This is a genomic window from Anaerolineales bacterium (genome assembly GCA_030583885.1).
Lineage (GTDB): Bacteria > Chloroflexota > Anaerolineae > Anaerolineales > Villigracilaceae > Villigracilis.
Genome location: CP129480.1, coordinates 3,014,435 through 3,032,411 on the forward strand (window position 1 = coordinate 3,014,435; position 17,977 = coordinate 3,032,411).

Here is a 17,977-nt window from a genome sequence, read left to right on the forward strand (position 1 = left end):
GCATGGATGCATTATACAACACCCTTCCATGTGACAGGTTGAGCGTTTATACTCTTTTCGTTATGACATTCGACCCGCCCAAGGAAAAACGCTGGATCATCCCGCCTCAGATCACGCCCGAAGCGGATGCCGAGCTGTCGAAATTTCCGCCCGTTTTGAGACAGATCCTCTTCAACCGCGGCTATGCCAACGAGGCCGATGCGCGCGCCTTTCTCAATGCAAAACCGAACATCAACACCGACCCGTTTCAAATGACGGGGATGCGTGAGGCGGTTGAGCGCATCCAGGCCGGCATCATGAACAGCGAACCCATCGCCATCTACGGCGATTACGATGTGGACGGGGTCACAGCCACCGCGCTGCTCGTGGAGACTCTGCAAAAACTGGATGCGGATGTGCGCGGTTACATCCCGAACCGTTTTGAGGAAGGTTATGGATTAAACAACAACGCGCTGGATGAGCTTAAAGCGGACGGCATCAAGCTGGTCATCACCGTGGACTGCGGCATCCGCTCGCCGAACGAGGCGCTTCATGCGCGCACCATCGGGATGGACCTCATCATCAGCGACCACCATCACCCTGACGCTGAAAACCTGCCGCCGGCCTTCGCTGTCATCAACCCCAAACAACATGGCGATGTGTACCCGGATAAGGATCTGGCCGGCGTGGGAATCGCGTACAAAATTGCGGAGGCCTTGTTTTCTATCCGGGCATCAAAGGCCGAAGACGGATTGAACGATCAATTCCTTGACAATCTTCTTGATCTGGTCGCATTGGGAACCGTCGCCGACCTTGCGCCGCTGGTTGGTGAAAACCGCGTGCTTGTGCGCAGAGGCCTTCGGCAGATGCGGCAGACCACGCGGCAGGGATTGTTCTCGCTGGCAGGGGTCTCGGATCTGGCACTCGCGAAAGTGAACGCCGGGCACATCGGCTTCCTGCTCGGTCCACGCTTGAATGCTGCGGGACGATTAAAGGAGGCGCTGGCGGCCTTTGAACTATTGACAACGACCGATGTCTTCAAAGCCGGTGAACTGGCACAGCAGTTGGATATGCAAAACCGCGAACGGCAGCGCATCACGCGCGAGACGCAGACGCGTGCCGAGGAAATTGCGATGGGCGAAGACCCGCATGCCTATCTGCTCTTTGCCGCGCATGGGGAATTCAATTCAGGCGTGGTCGGTCTCGCCGCTTCACGCTTGACAGAAAAATTCTATCGCCCCGCCATCGTCGCATCCAAAGGCGAGCAGGAGACGCGCGGCTCGTGCCGCTCCATTCCCGAATTCCACATCACGGATGCCCTCGATCAGTGCGCGGACCTGCTCGTCCGCCACGGGGGACATGCCGCAGCGGCAGGCTTCACGGTGAAGAATGAGAATCTGTCAGGCCTGGTTGCCAGATTGAAAGCCATCGCCGCGGAAAAACTGTCCGGCGAAGATCTCAGGCCGACGGTCACCGCGGATGCGGAAGTATCCCTCACGGAAGTGCGTCCGGACCTGTATGAAAAATGTCTGCGCTATCTCGAGCCGACGGGGTATGGCAATCAGGAAGCCCGCTTTGTGGCGCGCAACGTGAAAATCAAAAACGCTCGCACCGTCGGCGCAGACGGGAAGCACTTAAAGTTATCACTCGAAGATGAAAACAGATTTACGCACGATGCGATCGGTTTTCGGTTGGGCGGGTGGAACAAAAACATGCCGCCGCGCGTGGATATCGTATTCACCTATGAAGTAAATGAATACAACGGACGCGCGGGCTATCAATTGAATTTGAAGGATTTGAAAGCGGCGTAAATCTATCCCTTTTGCACAGGGAGTTTTGCGCGCCTCCACGCCAGCATGCCGCCCTGCATGTTGAAAACGCCAAAGCCCTCCCTTGCCAAAATCCTCGCTGCCGAACGGCTGCGGCTGCCCGTGGCACAAATGCAGACGATCTCGCGTCCCCTGGGAAGTTCCCCCATGCGCTTATATAACTCATTGAGCGGACAGAGTTTTGCACCGTGGATGTGTCCCTGACGGAACTCATCGGGCTGGCGCACATCCAATACCAGCGGATGTTTTCCGAATTTCAATTTTTCGCTCAGCTGTGTTGCCGTGATGTTCGGCACCGAAGGCCCAAACAATTTGGATAAGAAACCCATTCTTATCAGCCCTCCAATTTTGATTTTTTATTTCACCTTCAATTCATCTTCCCGTTCGGGAATGGTGAAACGGGTGATCGTCGTGTAATCCACAAAAGCGGGCATGAATTTATTCATGAAAGCAGTTACACTCCACAGCCAGGGAATGATCCACATGCGCCTCGGGCGGCGTACCAGTTTTACCACAGCCTCGCCGACCTGCTCCGCAGTCAATAGCATAAATTTGGGCGTGGAGGCATTGGTCTTGCGCTTGATGCCGGCGTGCCGGCTGAATTCGGTCACAACACCGCCCGGGTAGATGAGCGAAACGTCAATGCCCCAGGGTTTGACCTCACGGCGCAGGGCCTCGGAGAAACCATGCACGGCGTGTTTGGAGGCGGCATAGATCGTATAGGTGGGCGTGCCGACCAGGCCCGCCATCGAACACATGTTGATGATGCTGCCTGCGCGCTGTTTCATCATGAGCGGCAGCACCTGCCGCGTGGTCTGGATGACGCCCATCACGTTCACGTCAATCTGCGCCTGAATATCCTTCACGGGGTCAAGATTTTCCAGCCAGTCCAAGCGGCCAAAACCGGCATTATTGACCAGCACATCGATCCGTCCGAACTTTTCCAAGGTTTGTGCGACCAGCTTTTGGATATCATTCAGCCTAGAGAGATCGGCTTGCACAACAAAAGCATCCGCACCTGTACCCATCGCCTCGATCTCCTGCGCAAGCGACAGCAGCTTGTCCACACGGCGGGCGGCCAGCACCACCTTCGCACCCTGGCGTCCGAACTGGCGGGCGGTGGCTTCGCCGATCCCTGATGACGCGCCTGTAACGATGACCACCTTACCTTTAATGTCCATGTCATTCTCCTTTGATTTCGGTAGGGGCGCAGCGACGCTGCGCCCCTACGTCATTATGGTCCCCAGCGGGGCTGGTAATCACAATAATCGTTGTCCGTGATGCGGCGCACGTCCGTGCCGTCCACGCGCATGACGTAGATCTCGCAGCCGTGGTCATCACCGTATTTATCAAAGTAGGAGGTGAACGCCACCCACTGACCATCGGGCGAGATGGACGGTCCCTGCGAATTGCCGCCTGTTGGCGACAGCATGCGCGCGTTCGAACCGTCCGCATTCATGATGTAGACATCCCGATTCCATGGTTGACCGGAATACGTGACTATGAACTGTGCATCCGGCGACCAGTCGCTTCTTCCCCGTATCGCGGGCAGGCTGCTGATCTTTTGCAGGTCACTGCCATTGGGCCTGATCCTGTATAACTGTACTCCGCCCTGGGCATCGGATGCAAACAAAATATAATTTCCATGCGGTGACCAGGTTGGGTCCCAGCCTGAGGCGTTCGGGATCCTGCGCTGGTTGCTTCCATCGCGATCCATCAACCAGAGTTCATTTGAGGTCGGCGTGGATAGTTTGAAAACAATGGATTTGCCGTCGGGGGAAATTTCAGGGCCGTTGACGTTGCCAAGCCTGTCGGTCAATTGAGTGAGACTGCCTGTGACAATGTCCATTTCGTAAATCTCGTAGATATTTGGTTCGCGGAAGGCGGCATAGATGACACTCTTTCCATCGGGAGCGACAGATGGATAGTAATGCTGCCGGGTGTTATCGGTGGTCAGACGGCGGAAGCCGGTCCCATCCGCGTTGATGATGCAAATCTGATTATAGGCGGTGACTTTGAACACCTGACAGGTAAAAGCGATCCTGCCGAACGGTTCACCATCTGCGGAAACCGGGATGGCCGCTTGAGGGGGAGAGTCGACTGGCAGCGGGGTGGATGCCGCAAGCGTGGCGAGCAGGTCTTCGGGCGGAGTGGATCCGCCGGCCGGCAGGTTACAGGCAGCCAGGAAGACCATGACTGTCCACCCAGTCAGAACGGGTCCAATTTTCCTCTTAAAAAGATTCAAGGTAAAACTCCTCGCCAGCCAGAATCTTCGCGCCCACGCTATTACATTGCGGACAGACCGTTTCCTTTCTTTGGGGATGATATTTCAGAAAGCACGCCATGCACTGCAGCTCGGCGGGAATCATGCGGATATTTAATGTAGTTTGCGCGAGCGATGTTTGCGCCACAAGTTCTTCCCACTGTTCACGTAGCTGTTCTTCGTTAAGGTCATTCAATTCGCCGACTGCTAATTGAACTGAGTCCGCAGGCAACGGTTCCCGAAGCAGAAGGCTGACAATGGAAGATAATCGCGGGTTGCTATCCATAACAGTAAAACGCCTCAGGCTGGTCTATAAACGCACACCGCCCCTCAATGGGGTTCTGTCCAGTCCGTATAATCTGTCCAATCCTTAAAAATGCCTCAGGCTGGTCTATAAGCCGCATTCTGTCCGGCGGATCGCTCCGCTTGTGCAGTCATCTCTCTGGGCGGTGCGTCGCCGCGCCGCTCGATGCAGCCTACCCGGGACTGGCCCTTCCCACAAGAGGGAAAGGCACGTGCGAAGACGAGCTGTCTCCCATCGTCCACAGACGATTTCGTCCCTGCTTGGCCTTGCTCCCGGCGGGGGTTACCTGGCCACGCGCATTACTGCGCGCGCCGGTGGTCTCTTACACCACCTTTTCACCATCACTCTCACCCCGCAGGGTGGAGAGCTGTCTTTTTTCTGTGGCCCTTTTATCCGGCAGGTTCACGCCTCTCGGCGGTTTCCCCGCCCCGGGTGCTATCCGACGCCGTGCTCTTTGGAGTGCGGACTTTCCTCGATCCCGTCAACGCAGGACCGCGACTGCCCGACCAGCCTGAGGTAAATGTATGATACACGCTGGCGAGGGGAGAGTCAACGCTTGAGAGGTGGACATTTCGAGAAAAGACATTAAAATAGAGGAGCAGCTTACATTCAGGTACCATTAAAGAGGATCCATTTGAGCAACTGGCCCGGGAAGTTTGTAATTGGTCTGACTGGCAACATCGCAACCGGAAAGAGCGTGGTGCGCCGCATGCTGGAGCATTTGGGCGCATATACCATTGACGCGGACGCACTCACACACCGAACCTATGCCAGGGGCGCGCCGGGCTATCAACAGGTGATTGACCGCTTTGGCAAATGGCTGGTCAACAAGGACGGCGAGATCGACCGCAGTAAACTTGGCAATCTCGTCTTCAATGACGCCGAAGCGCTGAAACAACTGGAAGCCATTGTCCACCCGCTGGTGCGTCAGGCGACGGAAATCCTCGCAAAACGTGCATCCCAACCGGTGATCGTGGTCGAAGCGATAAAACTGCTCGAGGGTGAACTGCGAATGGTGTGCGATTCCATCTGGGTGACAAATGCCCCGGAAGATGTCCAGCTGGAAAGGCTGATCCGCAAGCGCGGGATGAAGCGCGAACAGGCGCTGGAACGAATCCGCATCCAGTCGGCACAAAGCGCGAAAGTGGCGGTGGCAAATATCGTCATCACCAACACCGGCTCCTATGATGACCTGTGGAAACAGGTCAACGAAGCCTGGAAAGAGGTTGTCCCTGCCACAAGCGGTGTGGAGCCCGCGGCTGCCAGGAAACCGCTGCCCCCCAGCGGCGAATTCATGGTCCAGCGCGGAAAGCCCAAAAATTCGGCAGCCATCGCTGAATTGATCACACGCCTGAGCAAAGGCAAACGCAAGGTCACCGCAGACGATGTGATGGAGGATTTCGGCGACAAGGCGTACATGATTCTTCAACAGGACCAAAAACTCGTCGGCCTGGCGGGCTGGCAGGTGGAAAACCTGGTAACGCGCACAACCGACATCTTCCTCGATGAAAACCTTGATGTTCAAAAAGCGCTTCAGACCCTGATCAAGGAAGTGGAAAGCGCCTCGAGCGAACTGCAAAGCGAAGCATCCCTTATCTTTGCCATGCACGATCTTTCCATGCAACAGGATCTCTGGAAGGGACTTGGCTACGAAAAACGCACAGCCGAGACCCTCGGTGTGCAAGCCTGGCAGGATGCCGCAAGCGAATCCACAACCGCGGGAAGTTCGCTCTTCTTCAAACAATTGCGCAGGGACCGCGTCCTGCGCCCCATCTAGAGGTTGGCAGCCGGTGATTGCAACCTGTTACAAAAAATGCCGCACCTCCTGCTGGTAATGTATGCGGCACGCCATGGTATTCATCCATCCTGGATTGCCGCACCCTGACTCTCACCACCCTATACCGTGACCGAATTCCTGAACAACCTCTTCTTCATTTTTCAACGAATCAGCTGGCTGAGCATCTTTGACATCCTGCTCGTCACGCTGATCTTCTTTGCATTGCTTTACACCCTTCGCGACACACAGGCAATGGCCTTGCTGCGCGGAATGATCCTGCTGGTCGTGGCGCTCATCCTGCTCACCAGCCTCGTGGAACTGCCCGCTTTTTCGTGGTTCGCACAAAGCTCACTGCCGGCCCTGTTACTGGCCCTGCCGGTGATATTTGCCCCGGAGATTCGGCGGACCCTGGAACGCATCGGTCGCGCCGGGACCGTCTGGCCTGTTTCCGTTCAATCAGCGGATGCCAGCCTCGAGCAGACCATCCATGCCGTGGTTAGTGCAACGGCAAGGTTATCCGCCCGCCAGCACGGTGCGTTGATCATCATGCAGAGACTGGACAACCTCGATGAGTTCGCACAGAGCGGCGTTCAAATCGAAGCAAAAGTGACACCCGAACTGCTGTTGCAAATCTTCTATCCGAACACGCCCCTGCACGACGGCGGCGTAATTATCTACAACTCCAAGGTCATTGCTGCGGCTTGCGTGCTTCCGCTTTCTGCCAGTGGAATTCTGAACCGCACCCCGGAGCGTCAAATGGGACTTCGCCACCGTGCCGCGCTGGGCACCTCCGAAGCCAGCGACGCCATTGCCATCGTCGTTTCAGAAGAGACGGGCGCGATCTCCATTGCGCATGCCGGCAGAATGCTGCGCCGGCTGGACCCTGAACGCCTGGAAAATATTTTGATCGCATTCTTCCGTCCAAACGGCCGGGAATATAAACCGAACCTGCTTGAAAGACTTTTACCGGGTTTGTTTCATCGAAGAGAAGATAAATAATGTTTCGCTGGATCTCAAAAAATTACCGTACCTTCCTGTGGGCATTCGCACTTGCCATGGCCGTTTGGATTTCCGCCGTCACCTCCGCAGACCCGGATGAGACACGCCTGCTTCCATCACCCGTCCCCGTACAGGTGATCGGGCAGTCCCCCAATCTCGTGCTGAACAGCAGCGTCCCAAAGGAAGTGGAGGTGACCCTGCGTGCACCACGCTCTGTTTGGAACATGATCGAGGCGGATCCTCAACTTGTGCGGGCCATCCTGGACCTCTCAGGCATGAGTTCAGGGGAACACTCCGTTGAATTGCAGATACAAATTGATGTGCGTCCGGTACAAATCATTTCTGTTGCACCCCGCACAGTCACCTTTCTGTTGGAGCCGCTCACAACGAAAACCCTGAGCGTGGACTTGAGCGTCGCCGGAGAGCCCGCCATCGGTTATCAGGCGGGAGATGCAAGCATGGAGCCAATGGAAGTTGTGGTGGCAGGCGCACAGTCCCAGGTCCAGCAAGTGATGCGTGCGCGCATATCCGTGGACTTAAACGGCATCCGCGAAAATTACGAACAGACCCTGACGGTGGAAATCCTTGACGACAAGGGTCAAAAGGTGAACAGGGTCACGGTGTCTCCTGAATCGATCCATGTCACTCTGCCGGTCATCCAACAGGGCGGCTACCGTGATGTGGCCGTGAAGGTGACGATCATTGGACGTGTGGCAAGCGGGTATCGCCTGACGGACCTTTCCGTGTTCCCGCCGGTGGTGACGATCTTTTCGACAGACCCGCAGCTTGTGAGCAGGCTGCCCGGCGTTGTGGAAACACAACCGCTTGACCTGCAAAATGCACAGGATGACATCAACACACGCCTTACGATCAATCTGCCGGAGGGCATCTCCGTGATCGGCGAACAGACGGTGCTGGTGCAGGCCGGCGTCTCGCCGATTGAAAGTAGTGTTACACTCGCAGGGGAAAGAGTGGAAATCATTGGACTTGAAAATGGGTTGACCGCGCAAATCTCCCCAACCAGTGTTGACGTGATCCTCTCCGGACCTTTATCCCTGCTGGATACCCTGACGCGCCAGGGCGTGCGCGCAACCGTGGATTTAACCGGGCTTGCCGCCGGCACGTATCAAATTGCGCCCAAAGTGGAGATTTTGATCGCGAACATCGTCGTTGAATCGATCCTGCCGAATACCATCGAGGTGGTTATCGCTCCCATCAGCACACCGTCACCCACGCCGAGACCGTAACAAAAATCACGCTCATTAAGTTGGAAAAATAAAATTACATGAAACCCATTGTTGCACTTGTAGGCAGGCCGAACGTCGGCAAATCCACGCTCTTCAACCGGCTTGCGGGTGAACGACTGGCGATTGTGGATGAAGTGCCCGGCACCACGCGCGACCGTTTGTTTGGCGAGGCGGAGTGGAATGGGCGCATATTCAGCATTGTGGATACCGGCGGCATTGACCCGTCGCACGGCGGTCGGACTCCGCTCTCGATTGGTTCCGCCGAGTTTATCGAAGATATCCGCATACAGGCGCAAGCCGCCATTGAAGAGGCGGATGTCGTCCTGTTCGTGAATGATGGCGAGTCAGGCGTCACCGCGCCGGACCGTGAGGTGGCGGAAATCCTGCGCCGCTCGCAAAAGAAAATGCCCGATGGCAGGTTCTCGCCTCCGATCTTCGTTGTCGTGAATAAATGTGAAACCCGCGAAAGGCGTGACCAGGCCGCTGAATTCTACGAACTCGGTCTGGGCGACCCCTACCCCATCTCCGCCATCCACGGCACAAGCACAGGCGACCTGCTGGACGCACTTGTGGAATCCCTGCCCGTACCAAAGGATGAAGTGGAGGATGACAGCATCAAGATTGCCATCGTCGGCAAGCCGAATGCTGGAAAATCAAGCCTATTGAACAAACTGGTCGGCGAGGAACGGGTCATCGTCAGCCCGATTGCGGGCACAACCCGCGACTCGATTGACACCAAAATGGAATTCGAGGGGCTGCAGATCACCTTGATCGACACAGCGGGCATCCGCCGGCGCGGAAAGATCGAGCACGGCGTCGAACAATACAGCGTGTTGCGTTCGTTCAAATCCATCGAGCGGGCGGATGTTGCCCTGCTGATGATCGATGCAACCACAGGCATCACGGCACAGGACGCTCACATTGCGGGCTTCGTCCTCGAAGAGTGGAAATCCTGCGTTGTGCTGGTGAACAAATGGGATGCCCTCGAAAAAGACAGCACCACCATGGAAACCTACACCACAAAGATTCTGCAGGATTTGAACTTCATGGATTATGTGCCGATCCTGTATATCTCCGCCAAGACGGGACAGCGCGTGGAACAGGTCCTGCCGATGGCGTTGCGGGTGCAGGAGGAACGTCTCGCGCGCCTGACAACCTCCACCATCAATCAGATCATCCACAAGGCACAGGATGCGCATCCGCACCCAACCCACGCAGGACGTGCGCTCAAAATGTATTACGGCACACAGGTCCGCAGCGACCCGCCGACCTTCATGATCTATGTCAATGAACCGAAGTTAATGCACTTCACGTATTTGCGCTATCTCGAAAACCAGATCCGCAAGGAATACGGATTTTTGGGGACCCCCATCCGCATTGTGACAAAGGGCAGACGGGAATAGATGTCCTTGCGAGGAGTTGCGGTAGCGGCGACGAATCAATCTGCCCGCCAATTAAGGGGTTGTTGTCACTTTGCAGGCATGTCATGACAAATAAGTTTATGAACAAGAACCTTCCCCTCCTGCTCGGCGACGTGCTCGCCATGGCCATCCTCACCGTCATCGGGTTTGCCACACATGCTGAAATGAATGCATCCTACCTCCCGCGCATGGGAGCGGTATTTTTCCCGGTGCTGGTTTCGTGGTTCATGATCGCTCCCTGGTTTGGGCTGTTCGATGAACAGATCATCACGAACTCAAAACTGCTTTGGCGCATTCCGCCCGCCATGCTCTTTGCCGCTCCACTGGCGACCCTTCTGCGCTCTGCATTGCTGGAGAGTCTTGCCATTCCACTCTTCGCGTTAATTCTCGGTGGCAGCAATGCCCTGGGAATGCTGGTTTGGAGATGGATGTATATTTCCATTGCAAGGCGCGGTTCAAAATAAGCCCGTTCAAATAAGGCGGTAAAATATACCCATGGACGAAAACGCCCTCATTCAATCCGCGCAAAACGGCGATCTGGAGGCCTTCAATACCTTGATCCTGCATTATCAGGATATGGTCTTCAACACGGCCTTGCGCATCCTGGGGGATGAGGATGCCGCACAGGATGCGTCTCAGGAAGCGTTCATCTCCGCCTTCCGCAGCATCTCATCCTTTCGCGGCGGCAGTTTCAAAGCGTGGCTCATGCGCACCGTGACAAACGCATGCTACGATGAACTCCGCCGCCAGAAACGCCGTCCCACCACGCCGCTCGAACCTGAAACCAGCGACGGGGAGGAAATGGATTCGCCCAAGTGGCTGGCGGATTCCAGCATGACTCCCGATAAAAAAGCCGAAGCCGATGAACTTGAGCATGCCATCCAGCACTGCCTCGATGCGCTTCCCACAGACTTTCGCACGGTCGTCGTGCTCGCCGATATTCAAGGCATGGATTACAGCGAAGTCGCCGCCACATCCCGCGTTCCGCTGGGAACCATAAAGAGTCGTCTTGCGCGCGCCCGTTTAAGATTACGTGAGTGTTTGCGCTCCTTCGAGGAACTTTTACCCGCTTCATTTCGTCTAGAAGGGGAAAGTACCCCATGAAAAATTTCCGTGAGATCGAACATCTTTCCGCATATGTAGATGGACAGCTCAATACATCTGAATTGGCACAAATCGAATCCCGCCTCCATTCGGACCCTGAGCTTGCTTCTGTTTTAAATGACCTGCGCGCCGCCCGTGGCATTCTCCGCAAGCTCCCATCCCGCAGAGCGCCGCGCAATTTCACATTGACCCGCAGGATGGTCGGACAGAAGCCGCCCCTGCCGAGGACCTATCCTGTTTTCAGGTTTGCCACTGTCTTTGCAACCCTCCTGCTGACGCTTTCGCTGACAGTGAATGCAATGTCGCCTTATATCAGTTTTGAGGCTCCCGTGTATGGCGCATACGGCTTTGGCGGAGGAGGCCCGGGGATTGGCGGCGGATGTGAAGAACCGTGCGGCAGTGGTGGACCTGCTGCTGAAGAATCTGCAGCCGAAGCGCCGTCATCGGAAATGGCTCCGCAGGCTGCGCAGGAAGATACGGCCCGTGAGGGCGAACCCTCCCCGGACACCATGCTGGCGCCCAAGGAGGCGGGATCTGAAACAGAATTACAGGATCAACCTCAAGTCCGCAGGGAGGCGCCTTTTCCAATCGCATGGCAGATCGGGTTCCTGATCGTCGGCATCCTGAGCGGGGCCTGGATGTGGTTCATGCGTCAATCCGCTGCGCGCAAATGGCGATGATCCCCCGAAATGGCACATGATCATTCTGTGAAGTTCTGTCCGCGCTGCGGGACGCAGGTTACGCATGAGGAAAAGTTCGGGAAGGTGCGTCCCGTCTGCCCGCAGTGCAGGTGGATCCATTTTCAAGACCCAAAGGTGGCGGCGGCTGTCCTGATCGAACGGGATGGCCGCGTGCTTCTTGTGCGGCGGGTCAATGAGCCGTTTCGCGGAATGTGGACACTGCCGGCCGGCTTCGTCAACAGTGGAGAAGACCCGGCCGAGGCGGCGGAACGTGAATGTTTGGAGGAAACAGGTTTGAGTGTGCATGTGATGCGCGTGCTGGATATCATCTCCGGGCGCGAGCATGAGCGCGGTGCAGACTTTATCATCGTCTATCTGGCGGAGGTGGTCAGCGGAGACCTGTTCCCGGCTGACGATGCCGATGCAGTCGAATGGTTTGAGAGGAATAACCTGCCGCCCCTGGCTTTCAAGGCAACCCAAAAAGTTTTGCTGAAATAAAAAGGGCTTCGGAGTTTCCTCCGAGGCCCTTTTCAGTGGTGAACTATTTAAGGGAAAATCCGCCGGGCACCAGGTAATAAAAACGAACCGGCTACCCTGTACCCGGCCAGAATCATGCCAACTCAAGCTGGGCCTCCACCGAATTGCCATCAGGCCAAGCCGCACTCAGATCCAAATACGGCTCGGAAATGACTGTGGAGGTTCCAGCCAATGTGTGTCGGCGGCGTCCGCACATGATGTGATGTATAATTTCATGACAGGAGATTTTATATCATGTCGTTCAAAATAACTTTGGAGAACAAGGTTGCGCTTGTCACCGGCGGGTCACGCGGAATTGGCCGCGCCATTGCCCTGGAATTCGCATCCCGCGGCGCCGCAGTGGTTGTGAACTACAACAAATCACCCGAATCCGCCGAGGAGGTTGTGCAACAGATAAAGGATGCAGGCGGAAAAGCCGCCGCGCATCAAGCCGATGTATCGGATTTTAAACAGGGCGAGGCGCTGGTCAGGTTCACGATTGATGCGTTTGGCGACCTGGGCATCCTCGTCAACAACGCCGGCATCACCCGCGACCAGCTGATTATGATGATGCCCGAATCGGATTGGGATGCCGTCATCAACACAAATCTAAAAAGCACTTTCAACTGCTCGAAGGCCGCTGTCAAGCATATGATGCGAAAACGAACCGGACGCATCATCAACATGGCCTCCGTCGCCGGGCAGATGGGCAATCCCGGGCAGACGAACTACTCCGCATCCAAAGGCGGACAGATCGCCTTCACCAAAGCCCTCGCGCGGGAAATTGCGGGGCGCAATATCACCGTCAATGCGATCGCACCGGGCTTTGTGGATACGGAAATTCTGAACGCCATGAATCCTGAAATGCTCGAAGCTGCGCTCAAGATGGTTCCGCTTGGACGCCTCGGCACACCCGAAGAGATCGCTTTCACCGCCGCATTTCTCGCCTCCGATGGGGCCGCGTATATCACCGGTCAAATCATCGGCGTGGACGGCGGCATGGCCATGATGTAAGGAGATAATCCATGGAAAACGCACAAGGTAAAACCACCGTTTCCCCCGAGGTATTGACCACCATTGCACGCCTTGCCGCCCTTGGCGTGCCGGGCGTGAGCAGGTTCGCGCCTGTCTCAGGCGGGGTGAACCGTTTCTTTAGACGAGGAACAGGCGACGGGGTCCGTATTGAAGCGGAGGAGAATACCGTCTACGCGGACCTGTATCTTATCCTCCAGGAAAACATCAACATACGCGAGGTCAGCCGCAACGTGCAGCAAAACGTGGCCCGTGCCATTCAGGAAATGGTCGGCATGGAGGTCGGCTGCGTGAACATCCACATCGAAGACATTGATTACGAGGACAACGAGGCATGACCTTATGAAACCCCGCACCAGAGCGCGCTCCATTGCTCTGCAAGTATTGTACGAAACGGATATTGCCAACCATCTTCCAGGCGATGTGTTGAAGACCCGCCTGGAGGATACCTTGCTGGCCGATGACCTCGCTGAATTTGCAGGAAAGATCGTCTTTGGCGTGCTCCCCCTTACAAAGGACCTCGATCAACTCATAGCAAAATATGCGCCCGAATGGCCCCTCGATCAGATCGCCGCAATAGACCGCAATATTCTGCGGATTGCGTTTTGGGAGTTTGCCGTCTCACGCGAAACACCGGTCAAGGTTGCCATCAACGAAGCCGTGGAGCTGGCAAAACTTTTTGGCTCGGATTCCGCGCCGCGGTTTGTCAACGGAGTGCTCGGAACCCTCGCAGAACACGAGAACGAGATCCACCAGATCATAAAGAATAGAATTGCACAGGAAGCAAAACTGGAATCATAATTCATGGAAATCCTTGGCATTGGCATTAACGAACTTATTTTCATCATCATCATCGCGCTGCTCTTGCTCGGCCCCAAAGACATGCAGAAGGCGGGCATGACCCTTGGCAAGTGGCTTCGGGGTATTATCACATCCGACGGATGGAAGGTATTCCAGCAGACGTCCCGTGAATTACGGACATTGCCGAACAAGTTGATGCGCGAGGCGAACGAAGAATTGAACCAGATCGGGAGCGGCTTGAAGGACACCGCCAACCTGCCCAGGCATGATTTCGACACTGTCGGCAAGGGGCGGACGGCCAACCCGCCGGTTCAGGACGGCAGCCCGCAGAGGGTCAATACGCCAACCCTGCCCCCACGCTCCCAGCCTTCCCCCGGCGACTCCGCAGCGGCAGGGTCCAAAAATAAAAACACATCGTCCGGCACAGAAGAAAACGAATCTGAAAGCAGCCGGCAAAAAGATGCGTAACTTTTTTTCAGCCTTGCGGCGGGGAATTATTTCCGTTTTCCGTTTTCTTTTCAAGGTGATTACATTTCCATTCCGCCTGGTCTTCAATGTACTTGCCTTCCCATTTCGGAAAATATATCAATTCCACAAATTCCTACATACCGAGCCGGAAGAACGCCCCATCGCAGATGTATTTGCCGACCTTGTGACGAAAGCAGACACACGCCAGCTGTTGTGGGACCAGGTGGAGGCCCTGCGCGGGCATCTCCTGCGTTCGGTCATTGTGCTGGCGGGTGTCGTGATCGCCGCCTTCTGGGTGGCACAGGACATCATGGAATACCTCTCCGCGCCGATCGGAGGCTTGGAAAATTTGCAGGCCATTCAGGTGACAGAGGAGATCGGCGTTTTTATGCGCGTCTCAATGTCCGTCGGGATTGCCGTGGCATTTCCCTACATTGCCTTTGAAATCTGGCTGTTTGCCGCGCCGGGCTTGAAACCGCGTGAAAAGAAGATGGGGCTGGCGGGCATACCCTTTGCCAGCCTGCTCTTCCTGACCGGCATGGCGTTTACCTTTTTTGTCCTGCTTCCCGCCGCGCTTCCTTTTCTTGGAGGCTTCACGAAAATCTCGGAGTTTTGGGCGGCACGTGAATATTTCAGCTTTGTAACAGGCTTGATGTTTTGGATCGGCATCTTCTTTGAATTTCCGCTTGTGATATACGTGTTGTCGTTCATGGGATTGGTAAAGCCCGCCGTGCTGGCTCAACAATGGAGGCTGGCTATCGTAATTATTTCCATTATTGCCGCCGCCATCACCCCAACGATCGACCCGATCAACATGGGGCTGGTGATGATTCCCATGATTTTGTTATACTTTATCAGCATCGGCCTGGGTTATATCGCCCAAGCCGGGCGAAAACAGAGGGATGCCGAGGCGCAGGCCGATGCCGCCAACGAGGGAACAGGCTAGGGTGCCGTGCGAATCGGTGTTCAGATTCGAGGAGAAGGAATGAAGAGGCAGTCATCATCATCCCGCTTGATTACAGCGGCGTTCGTGCTTGTCCTTGCCGGGCAGGCTTGTACGCTTTCATTGTTTCCAAACCCGCTCGAGGCAGGCAACCCCATGCAAACAACAGAAGAGGCGCCTCCGGAAGCCACGCCACAGCCTGTGGCGCAGACCATGTTCATTGTGACACTGCCCGAGCCTCTGCAGGCAAACGAGACACTGGCCATCGCGGTCATGGATGAAGTGACCGGGCTTTCCCTGAACGCCACGCAATTCCCAATGAGCGCGCGCGATACACTGACATACACTGCCACGCTCCCGCTGCCCTTTAACTCCGTGGTCAAGTACCGCTATATTCGGCGTGGTACAACCCAGGTGGTCGAGGATACCAGTCTCGATACGGCCATCCGCTATCGGATGCATTTTGTGGCGGGACCGGGTGAGGTGCAGGATATTGTGGCGGACTGGAGCGACAGGTCCCACACCCGCCCGGCTGGGACGATCCTTGGGCAGGTATTCAATGCCGACACAGGCGCCCCCCTGCCGAATATTCTGGTTACTGCCGGGGGACTCCAGCATATTACCGATTCGCTCGGACGTTTTGAACTGGGCGGCCTGCCGAGCGGCACGCAAAACCTGCTGGCGTACAGCATGGATGGAATGTATGCCCCCTTCCAACAAGGCGCAACCGTGGCGGAGGGCCGGACAACCATCGTTGACCTGCGAGTCAAGCCGTCAAAGCTTGTCAGCGTAACCTTCATTGTTTCGGTTCCGGCATCCACAGTCCCGGGCGTGCCGGTGCGTATCGCCGGCAACATCCTGCAGCTCGGCAACACCTTTGCAGACCTGCTTGGCGGGGTCAGTACCAATACCGACCGAATGCCGATCATGAATCTGCAGGCGGATGGGCGATACCTCATCACGCTTGGCCTGCCGGCCGGCGCATATATTCAATACAAATACACCTTGGGGGATGGGTTTTGGAATGCCGAACACAAGGCGGACGGTCAATGGAAGATACGCGAACTCATCGTCCCGGACCAGGATATTACGATTCAAGATACGATCGTCTCCTGGTCCGCCGGCGAGTCCGCACCGATTCTTTTTGAAGTGAGCGTGCCGTCCGTCACACCGCCCGGCGACCTTATCTACATCCAGTTCAACACCTTTGGCTGGATGGAACCCATTCCGATGTGGCCGCTCGGCAACAACCGCTGGGCATATAAACTTTACGGACCGCTTAATTTCCTGGGCTCTTTTTCATACCGTTATTGCCGCAACGGGCAGTGTGGAAGCGCCGACGACGGTCAAACCGCCGGCTCATCCCCGAACGGACGGCAGATTTCCACCAGCGTGCTCGGACAGGATATCCGCGATACCATAGGCGTATGGAAATGGTATGAAAATCCGGAACCGGTCACGCTGGTCGGGGCAGTCATTACGCCGCGCACAAGCAGTTTCGTGGCAGGCGTCGAATACCAGCCCGGCTACCGTCCAAACTGGTCTTATTATGCACCGCAGGCATTTGCGAACACACAAGCCATTGGATCCAACATGGCAGTCCTGACCCCCGGCTGGACCTACACGAACGTCTCGCCCCTGCGATTTGAAACTGTGCCCGGTCAAGACCCGCTCTGGATCGATACGGCCATCATGGTCTCACAAGCCCGCGCCCTGGGACTGAACGTCGCGCTCTTCCCGACCCCCAATTTCCAGACCTCATCAGATGGTTCAATCCCGCCCGCTACCACGTTTTGGCTGAGTGCCCCGCGGGACGCACAGTGGTGGCAGGCGTGGTTTACCCGCTACCGGGCCTTCGCTGTCAACTATGCCGACCTTGCCGCGCAAACAGGCGCGCAATCCATCCTCCTCGGCGGCGATTGGATCACGCCCGCCCTGCCCGGCGGGAGGCTTCCAGACGGGAATCCGTCCAATACACCAGCCGATGTGGAAGCGCAGTGGAGAGCCATCATTGCGGACGTGCGCGCCCATTTCAAGGGACAGGTATTCTGGGCAATGCCTTTCACCCAATCCAGCCTCGAGACACCGTTGAACTTCCTCCAGGATGTGGATGGAATTTATCTGTTATGGTCAGCTCCGCTGTCCACCAGCCAGGGCGCCACAAAAACAGACTACGCAAACGAAGCCGGGCGCCTGCTGGACAATGAAATTGCGCCGCTTGTATCCCTGTTGAACAAGCCGCTCATTCTTGCGGTGGCATATCCCTCCGCCGAGGGCGCGGCCGGCGGATGCATCGCAAATGGCGCAGGCGGTTGTTTCGACCTGGCCGCCTTATCCAGACCCAATGCAGATATCAGTTCGGTGAGTTTGAACCTGCAAACCCAGGCGGATATTTACGAAGCCCTGCTCAGCGCAGTCAATGCGCGTCAGTGGATTTCCGGCTTCATCAGCCGCGGCTACTACATGCCGGTGGCATTGCAGGACAAATCCACATCCACCCATAGCAAACCTGCCGCAGACATCCTGTGGTATTGGTATCCAAGACTGCTGGGCAGGATCCAATAATACCTGCAGTAAATCAATCAAAGATCCGTGGAGCAACAGGGGATATTCC

The 17,977-nt window shown here is 56.1% G+C and carries 19 protein-coding genes and 1 other RNA gene; 15 read left to right on the forward strand and 5 right to left on the reverse strand.

What is annotated here, in order from left to right; genetic code table 11:
• Positions 1 to 38: 38 nt before the first annotated feature.
• On the forward strand, positions 39 to 1,790 hold the full coding sequence (gene recJ, locus QY332_14945; GenBank protein ID WKZ34913.1) for a single-stranded-DNA-specific exonuclease RecJ: 1,752 nt from the start codon (positions 39 to 41) through the stop codon (positions 1,788 to 1,790).
• A 2-nt stretch (positions 1,791 to 1,792) separates the two neighbouring features.
• Here recJ and QY332_14950 read toward each other — a convergent pair whose 3' ends face one another.
• The 5 genes from QY332_14950 to rnpB form a co-directional block, all read right to left on the reverse strand.
• On the reverse strand, positions 1,793 to 2,137 hold the full coding sequence (locus QY332_14950) for a rhodanese-like domain-containing protein (GenBank protein WKZ34914.1): 345 nt from the start codon (positions 2,135 to 2,137) through the stop codon (positions 1,793 to 1,795).
• A 27-nt stretch (positions 2,138 to 2,164) separates the two neighbouring features.
• Positions 2,165 to 2,989 (reverse strand): SDR family oxidoreductase, encoded by an 825-nt coding sequence (locus QY332_14955; protein ID WKZ34915.1) that lies wholly within the window; start codon positions 2,987 to 2,989, stop codon positions 2,165 to 2,167.
• Positions 2,990 to 3,042: 53 nt separating this feature from the next.
• Positions 3,043 to 4,053, reverse strand: a complete 1,011-nt coding sequence (locus QY332_14960) for a hypothetical protein (GenBank protein WKZ34916.1) — start codon at positions 4,051 to 4,053, stop codon at positions 3,043 to 3,045.
• Positions 4,040 to 4,357, reverse strand: coding sequence for a hydrogenase maturation nickel metallochaperone HypA (locus QY332_14965; protein WKZ34917.1), 318 nt, complete (start codon positions 4,355 to 4,357; stop codon positions 4,040 to 4,042). Before QY332_14965 ends, QY332_14960 begins: the two co-directional genes overlap by 14 nt.
• 92 nt (positions 4,358 to 4,449) lie before the next feature.
• An RNA gene (gene rnpB, locus QY332_14970) (RNase P RNA component class A) lies at positions 4,450 to 4,889 on the reverse strand.
• A 120-nt stretch (positions 4,890 to 5,009) separates the two neighbouring features.
• On the opposite strand from rnpB, the gene coaE reads away from it, so the two are divergent.
• The 14 genes from coaE (at position 5,010) to QY332_15040 (ending at position 17,928) form a co-directional block, all read left to right on the forward strand.
• A complete protein-coding gene (coaE, locus tag QY332_14975) occupies positions 5,010 to 6,152 on the forward strand; it encodes a dephospho-CoA kinase (protein ID WKZ34918.1) in 1,143 nt (380 codons plus the stop codon).
• Between the two features lie 126 nt (positions 6,153 to 6,278).
• Positions 6,279 to 7,151, forward strand: a complete 873-nt coding sequence (gene cdaA, locus QY332_14980; GenBank protein WKZ34919.1) for a diadenylate cyclase CdaA — start codon at positions 6,279 to 6,281, stop codon at positions 7,149 to 7,151.
• Entirely contained in the window at positions 7,151 to 8,398 is a 1,248-nt protein-coding gene (locus QY332_14985) for a CdaR family protein (protein WKZ34920.1), read from the forward strand. The genes cdaA and QY332_14985 overlap by 1 nt, the downstream gene beginning before the upstream one ends.
• Before the next feature lie 38 nt (positions 8,399 to 8,436).
• On the forward strand, positions 8,437 to 9,801 hold the full coding sequence (der, locus tag QY332_14990; GenBank protein WKZ34921.1) for a ribosome biogenesis GTPase Der: 1,365 nt from the start codon (positions 8,437 to 8,439) through the stop codon (positions 9,799 to 9,801).
• A gap of 83 nt (positions 9,802 to 9,884) precedes the next feature.
• Positions 9,885 to 10,283 (forward strand): DUF3054 domain-containing protein, encoded by a 399-nt coding sequence (locus QY332_14995; GenBank protein ID WKZ34922.1) that lies wholly within the window; start codon positions 9,885 to 9,887, stop codon positions 10,281 to 10,283.
• A 31-nt stretch (positions 10,284 to 10,314) separates the two neighbouring features.
• On the forward strand, positions 10,315 to 10,923 hold the full coding sequence (locus QY332_15000) for a sigma-70 family RNA polymerase sigma factor (GenBank protein ID WKZ34923.1): 609 nt from the start codon (positions 10,315 to 10,317) through the stop codon (positions 10,921 to 10,923).
• Positions 10,920 to 11,603, forward strand: a complete 684-nt coding sequence (locus tag QY332_15005; protein WKZ34924.1) for a hypothetical protein — start codon at positions 10,920 to 10,922, stop codon at positions 11,601 to 11,603. Before QY332_15000 ends, QY332_15005 begins: the two co-directional genes overlap by 4 nt.
• 9 nt (positions 11,604 to 11,612) lie before the next feature.
• On the forward strand, positions 11,613 to 12,101 hold the full coding sequence (locus tag QY332_15010; protein ID WKZ34925.1) for an NUDIX hydrolase: 489 nt from the start codon (positions 11,613 to 11,615) through the stop codon (positions 12,099 to 12,101).
• Positions 12,102 to 12,374: 273 nt separating this feature from the next.
• Complete coding sequence (fabG, locus tag QY332_15015; protein ID WKZ34926.1) at positions 12,375 to 13,133, forward strand: 3-oxoacyl-[acyl-carrier-protein] reductase; 759 nt, start codon at positions 12,375 to 12,377, stop codon at positions 13,131 to 13,133.
• Positions 13,134 to 13,144: 11 nt separating this feature from the next.
• Positions 13,145 to 13,489: an Asp23/Gls24 family envelope stress response protein gene (locus QY332_15020; GenBank protein ID WKZ34927.1), complete on the forward strand. Its 345-nt coding sequence runs from the start codon at positions 13,145 to 13,147 to the stop codon at positions 13,487 to 13,489.
• Positions 13,490 to 13,493: 4 nt separating this feature from the next.
• Positions 13,494 to 13,952 (forward strand): transcription antitermination factor NusB, encoded by a 459-nt coding sequence (gene nusB / locus QY332_15025; protein WKZ34928.1) that lies wholly within the window; start codon positions 13,494 to 13,496, stop codon positions 13,950 to 13,952.
• A gap of 3 nt (positions 13,953 to 13,955) precedes the next feature.
• A complete protein-coding gene (locus tag QY332_15030) occupies positions 13,956 to 14,420 on the forward strand; it encodes a hypothetical protein (protein WKZ34929.1) in 465 nt (154 codons plus the stop codon).
• Positions 14,413 to 15,366 (forward strand): twin-arginine translocase subunit TatC, encoded by a 954-nt coding sequence (tatC, locus tag QY332_15035; protein ID WKZ34930.1) that lies wholly within the window; start codon positions 14,413 to 14,415, stop codon positions 15,364 to 15,366. Before QY332_15030 ends, tatC begins: the two co-directional genes overlap by 8 nt.
• Positions 15,367 to 15,405: 39 nt before the next feature.
• Positions 15,406 to 17,928, forward strand: a complete 2,523-nt coding sequence (locus QY332_15040; GenBank protein WKZ34931.1) for a hypothetical protein — start codon at positions 15,406 to 15,408, stop codon at positions 17,926 to 17,928.
• The last annotated feature ends 49 nt before the right edge of the window (positions 17,929 to 17,977 follow it).

Coding starts and splice junctions, on each gene's coding strand:
- QY332_15000 (WKZ34923.1), top strand. CDS start 10,315: ATGGACGAAAACGCCCTCATTCAATCCGCGCAAAACGGCGATCTGGAG.
- QY332_14955 (WKZ34915.1), bottom strand. CDS start 2,989: ATGGACATTAAAGGTAAGGTGGTCATCGTTACAGGCGCGTCATCAGGG.
- nusB (WKZ34928.1), top strand. CDS start 13,494: ATGAAACCCCGCACCAGAGCGCGCTCCATTGCTCTGCAAGTATTGTAC.
- fabG (WKZ34926.1), top strand. CDS start 12,375: ATGTCGTTCAAAATAACTTTGGAGAACAAGGTTGCGCTTGTCACCGGC.
- QY332_15020 (WKZ34927.1), top strand. CDS start 13,145: ATGGAAAACGCACAAGGTAAAACCACCGTTTCCCCCGAGGTATTGACC.
- QY332_14965 (WKZ34917.1), bottom strand. CDS start 4,357: ATGGATAGCAACCCGCGATTATCTTCCATTGTCAGCCTTCTGCTTCGG.
- QY332_15005 (WKZ34924.1), top strand. CDS start 10,920: ATGAAAAATTTCCGTGAGATCGAACATCTTTCCGCATATGTAGATGGA.
- QY332_15010 (WKZ34925.1), top strand. CDS start 11,613: ATGGCACATGATCATTCTGTGAAGTTCTGTCCGCGCTGCGGGACGCAG.
- QY332_14985 (WKZ34920.1), top strand. CDS start 7,151: ATGTTTCGCTGGATCTCAAAAAATTACCGTACCTTCCTGTGGGCATTC.
- QY332_15040 (WKZ34931.1), top strand. CDS start 15,406: ATGAAGAGGCAGTCATCATCATCCCGCTTGATTACAGCGGCGTTCGTG.
- tatC (WKZ34930.1), top strand. CDS start 14,413: ATGCGTAACTTTTTTTCAGCCTTGCGGCGGGGAATTATTTCCGTTTTC.
- QY332_14950 (WKZ34914.1), bottom strand. CDS start 2,137: ATGGGTTTCTTATCCAAATTGTTTGGGCCTTCGGTGCCGAACATCACG.
- der (WKZ34921.1), top strand. CDS start 8,437: ATGAAACCCATTGTTGCACTTGTAGGCAGGCCGAACGTCGGCAAATCC.
- QY332_15030 (WKZ34929.1), top strand. CDS start 13,956: ATGGAAATCCTTGGCATTGGCATTAACGAACTTATTTTCATCATCATC.
- QY332_14995 (WKZ34922.1), top strand. CDS start 9,885: ATGACAAATAAGTTTATGAACAAGAACCTTCCCCTCCTGCTCGGCGAC.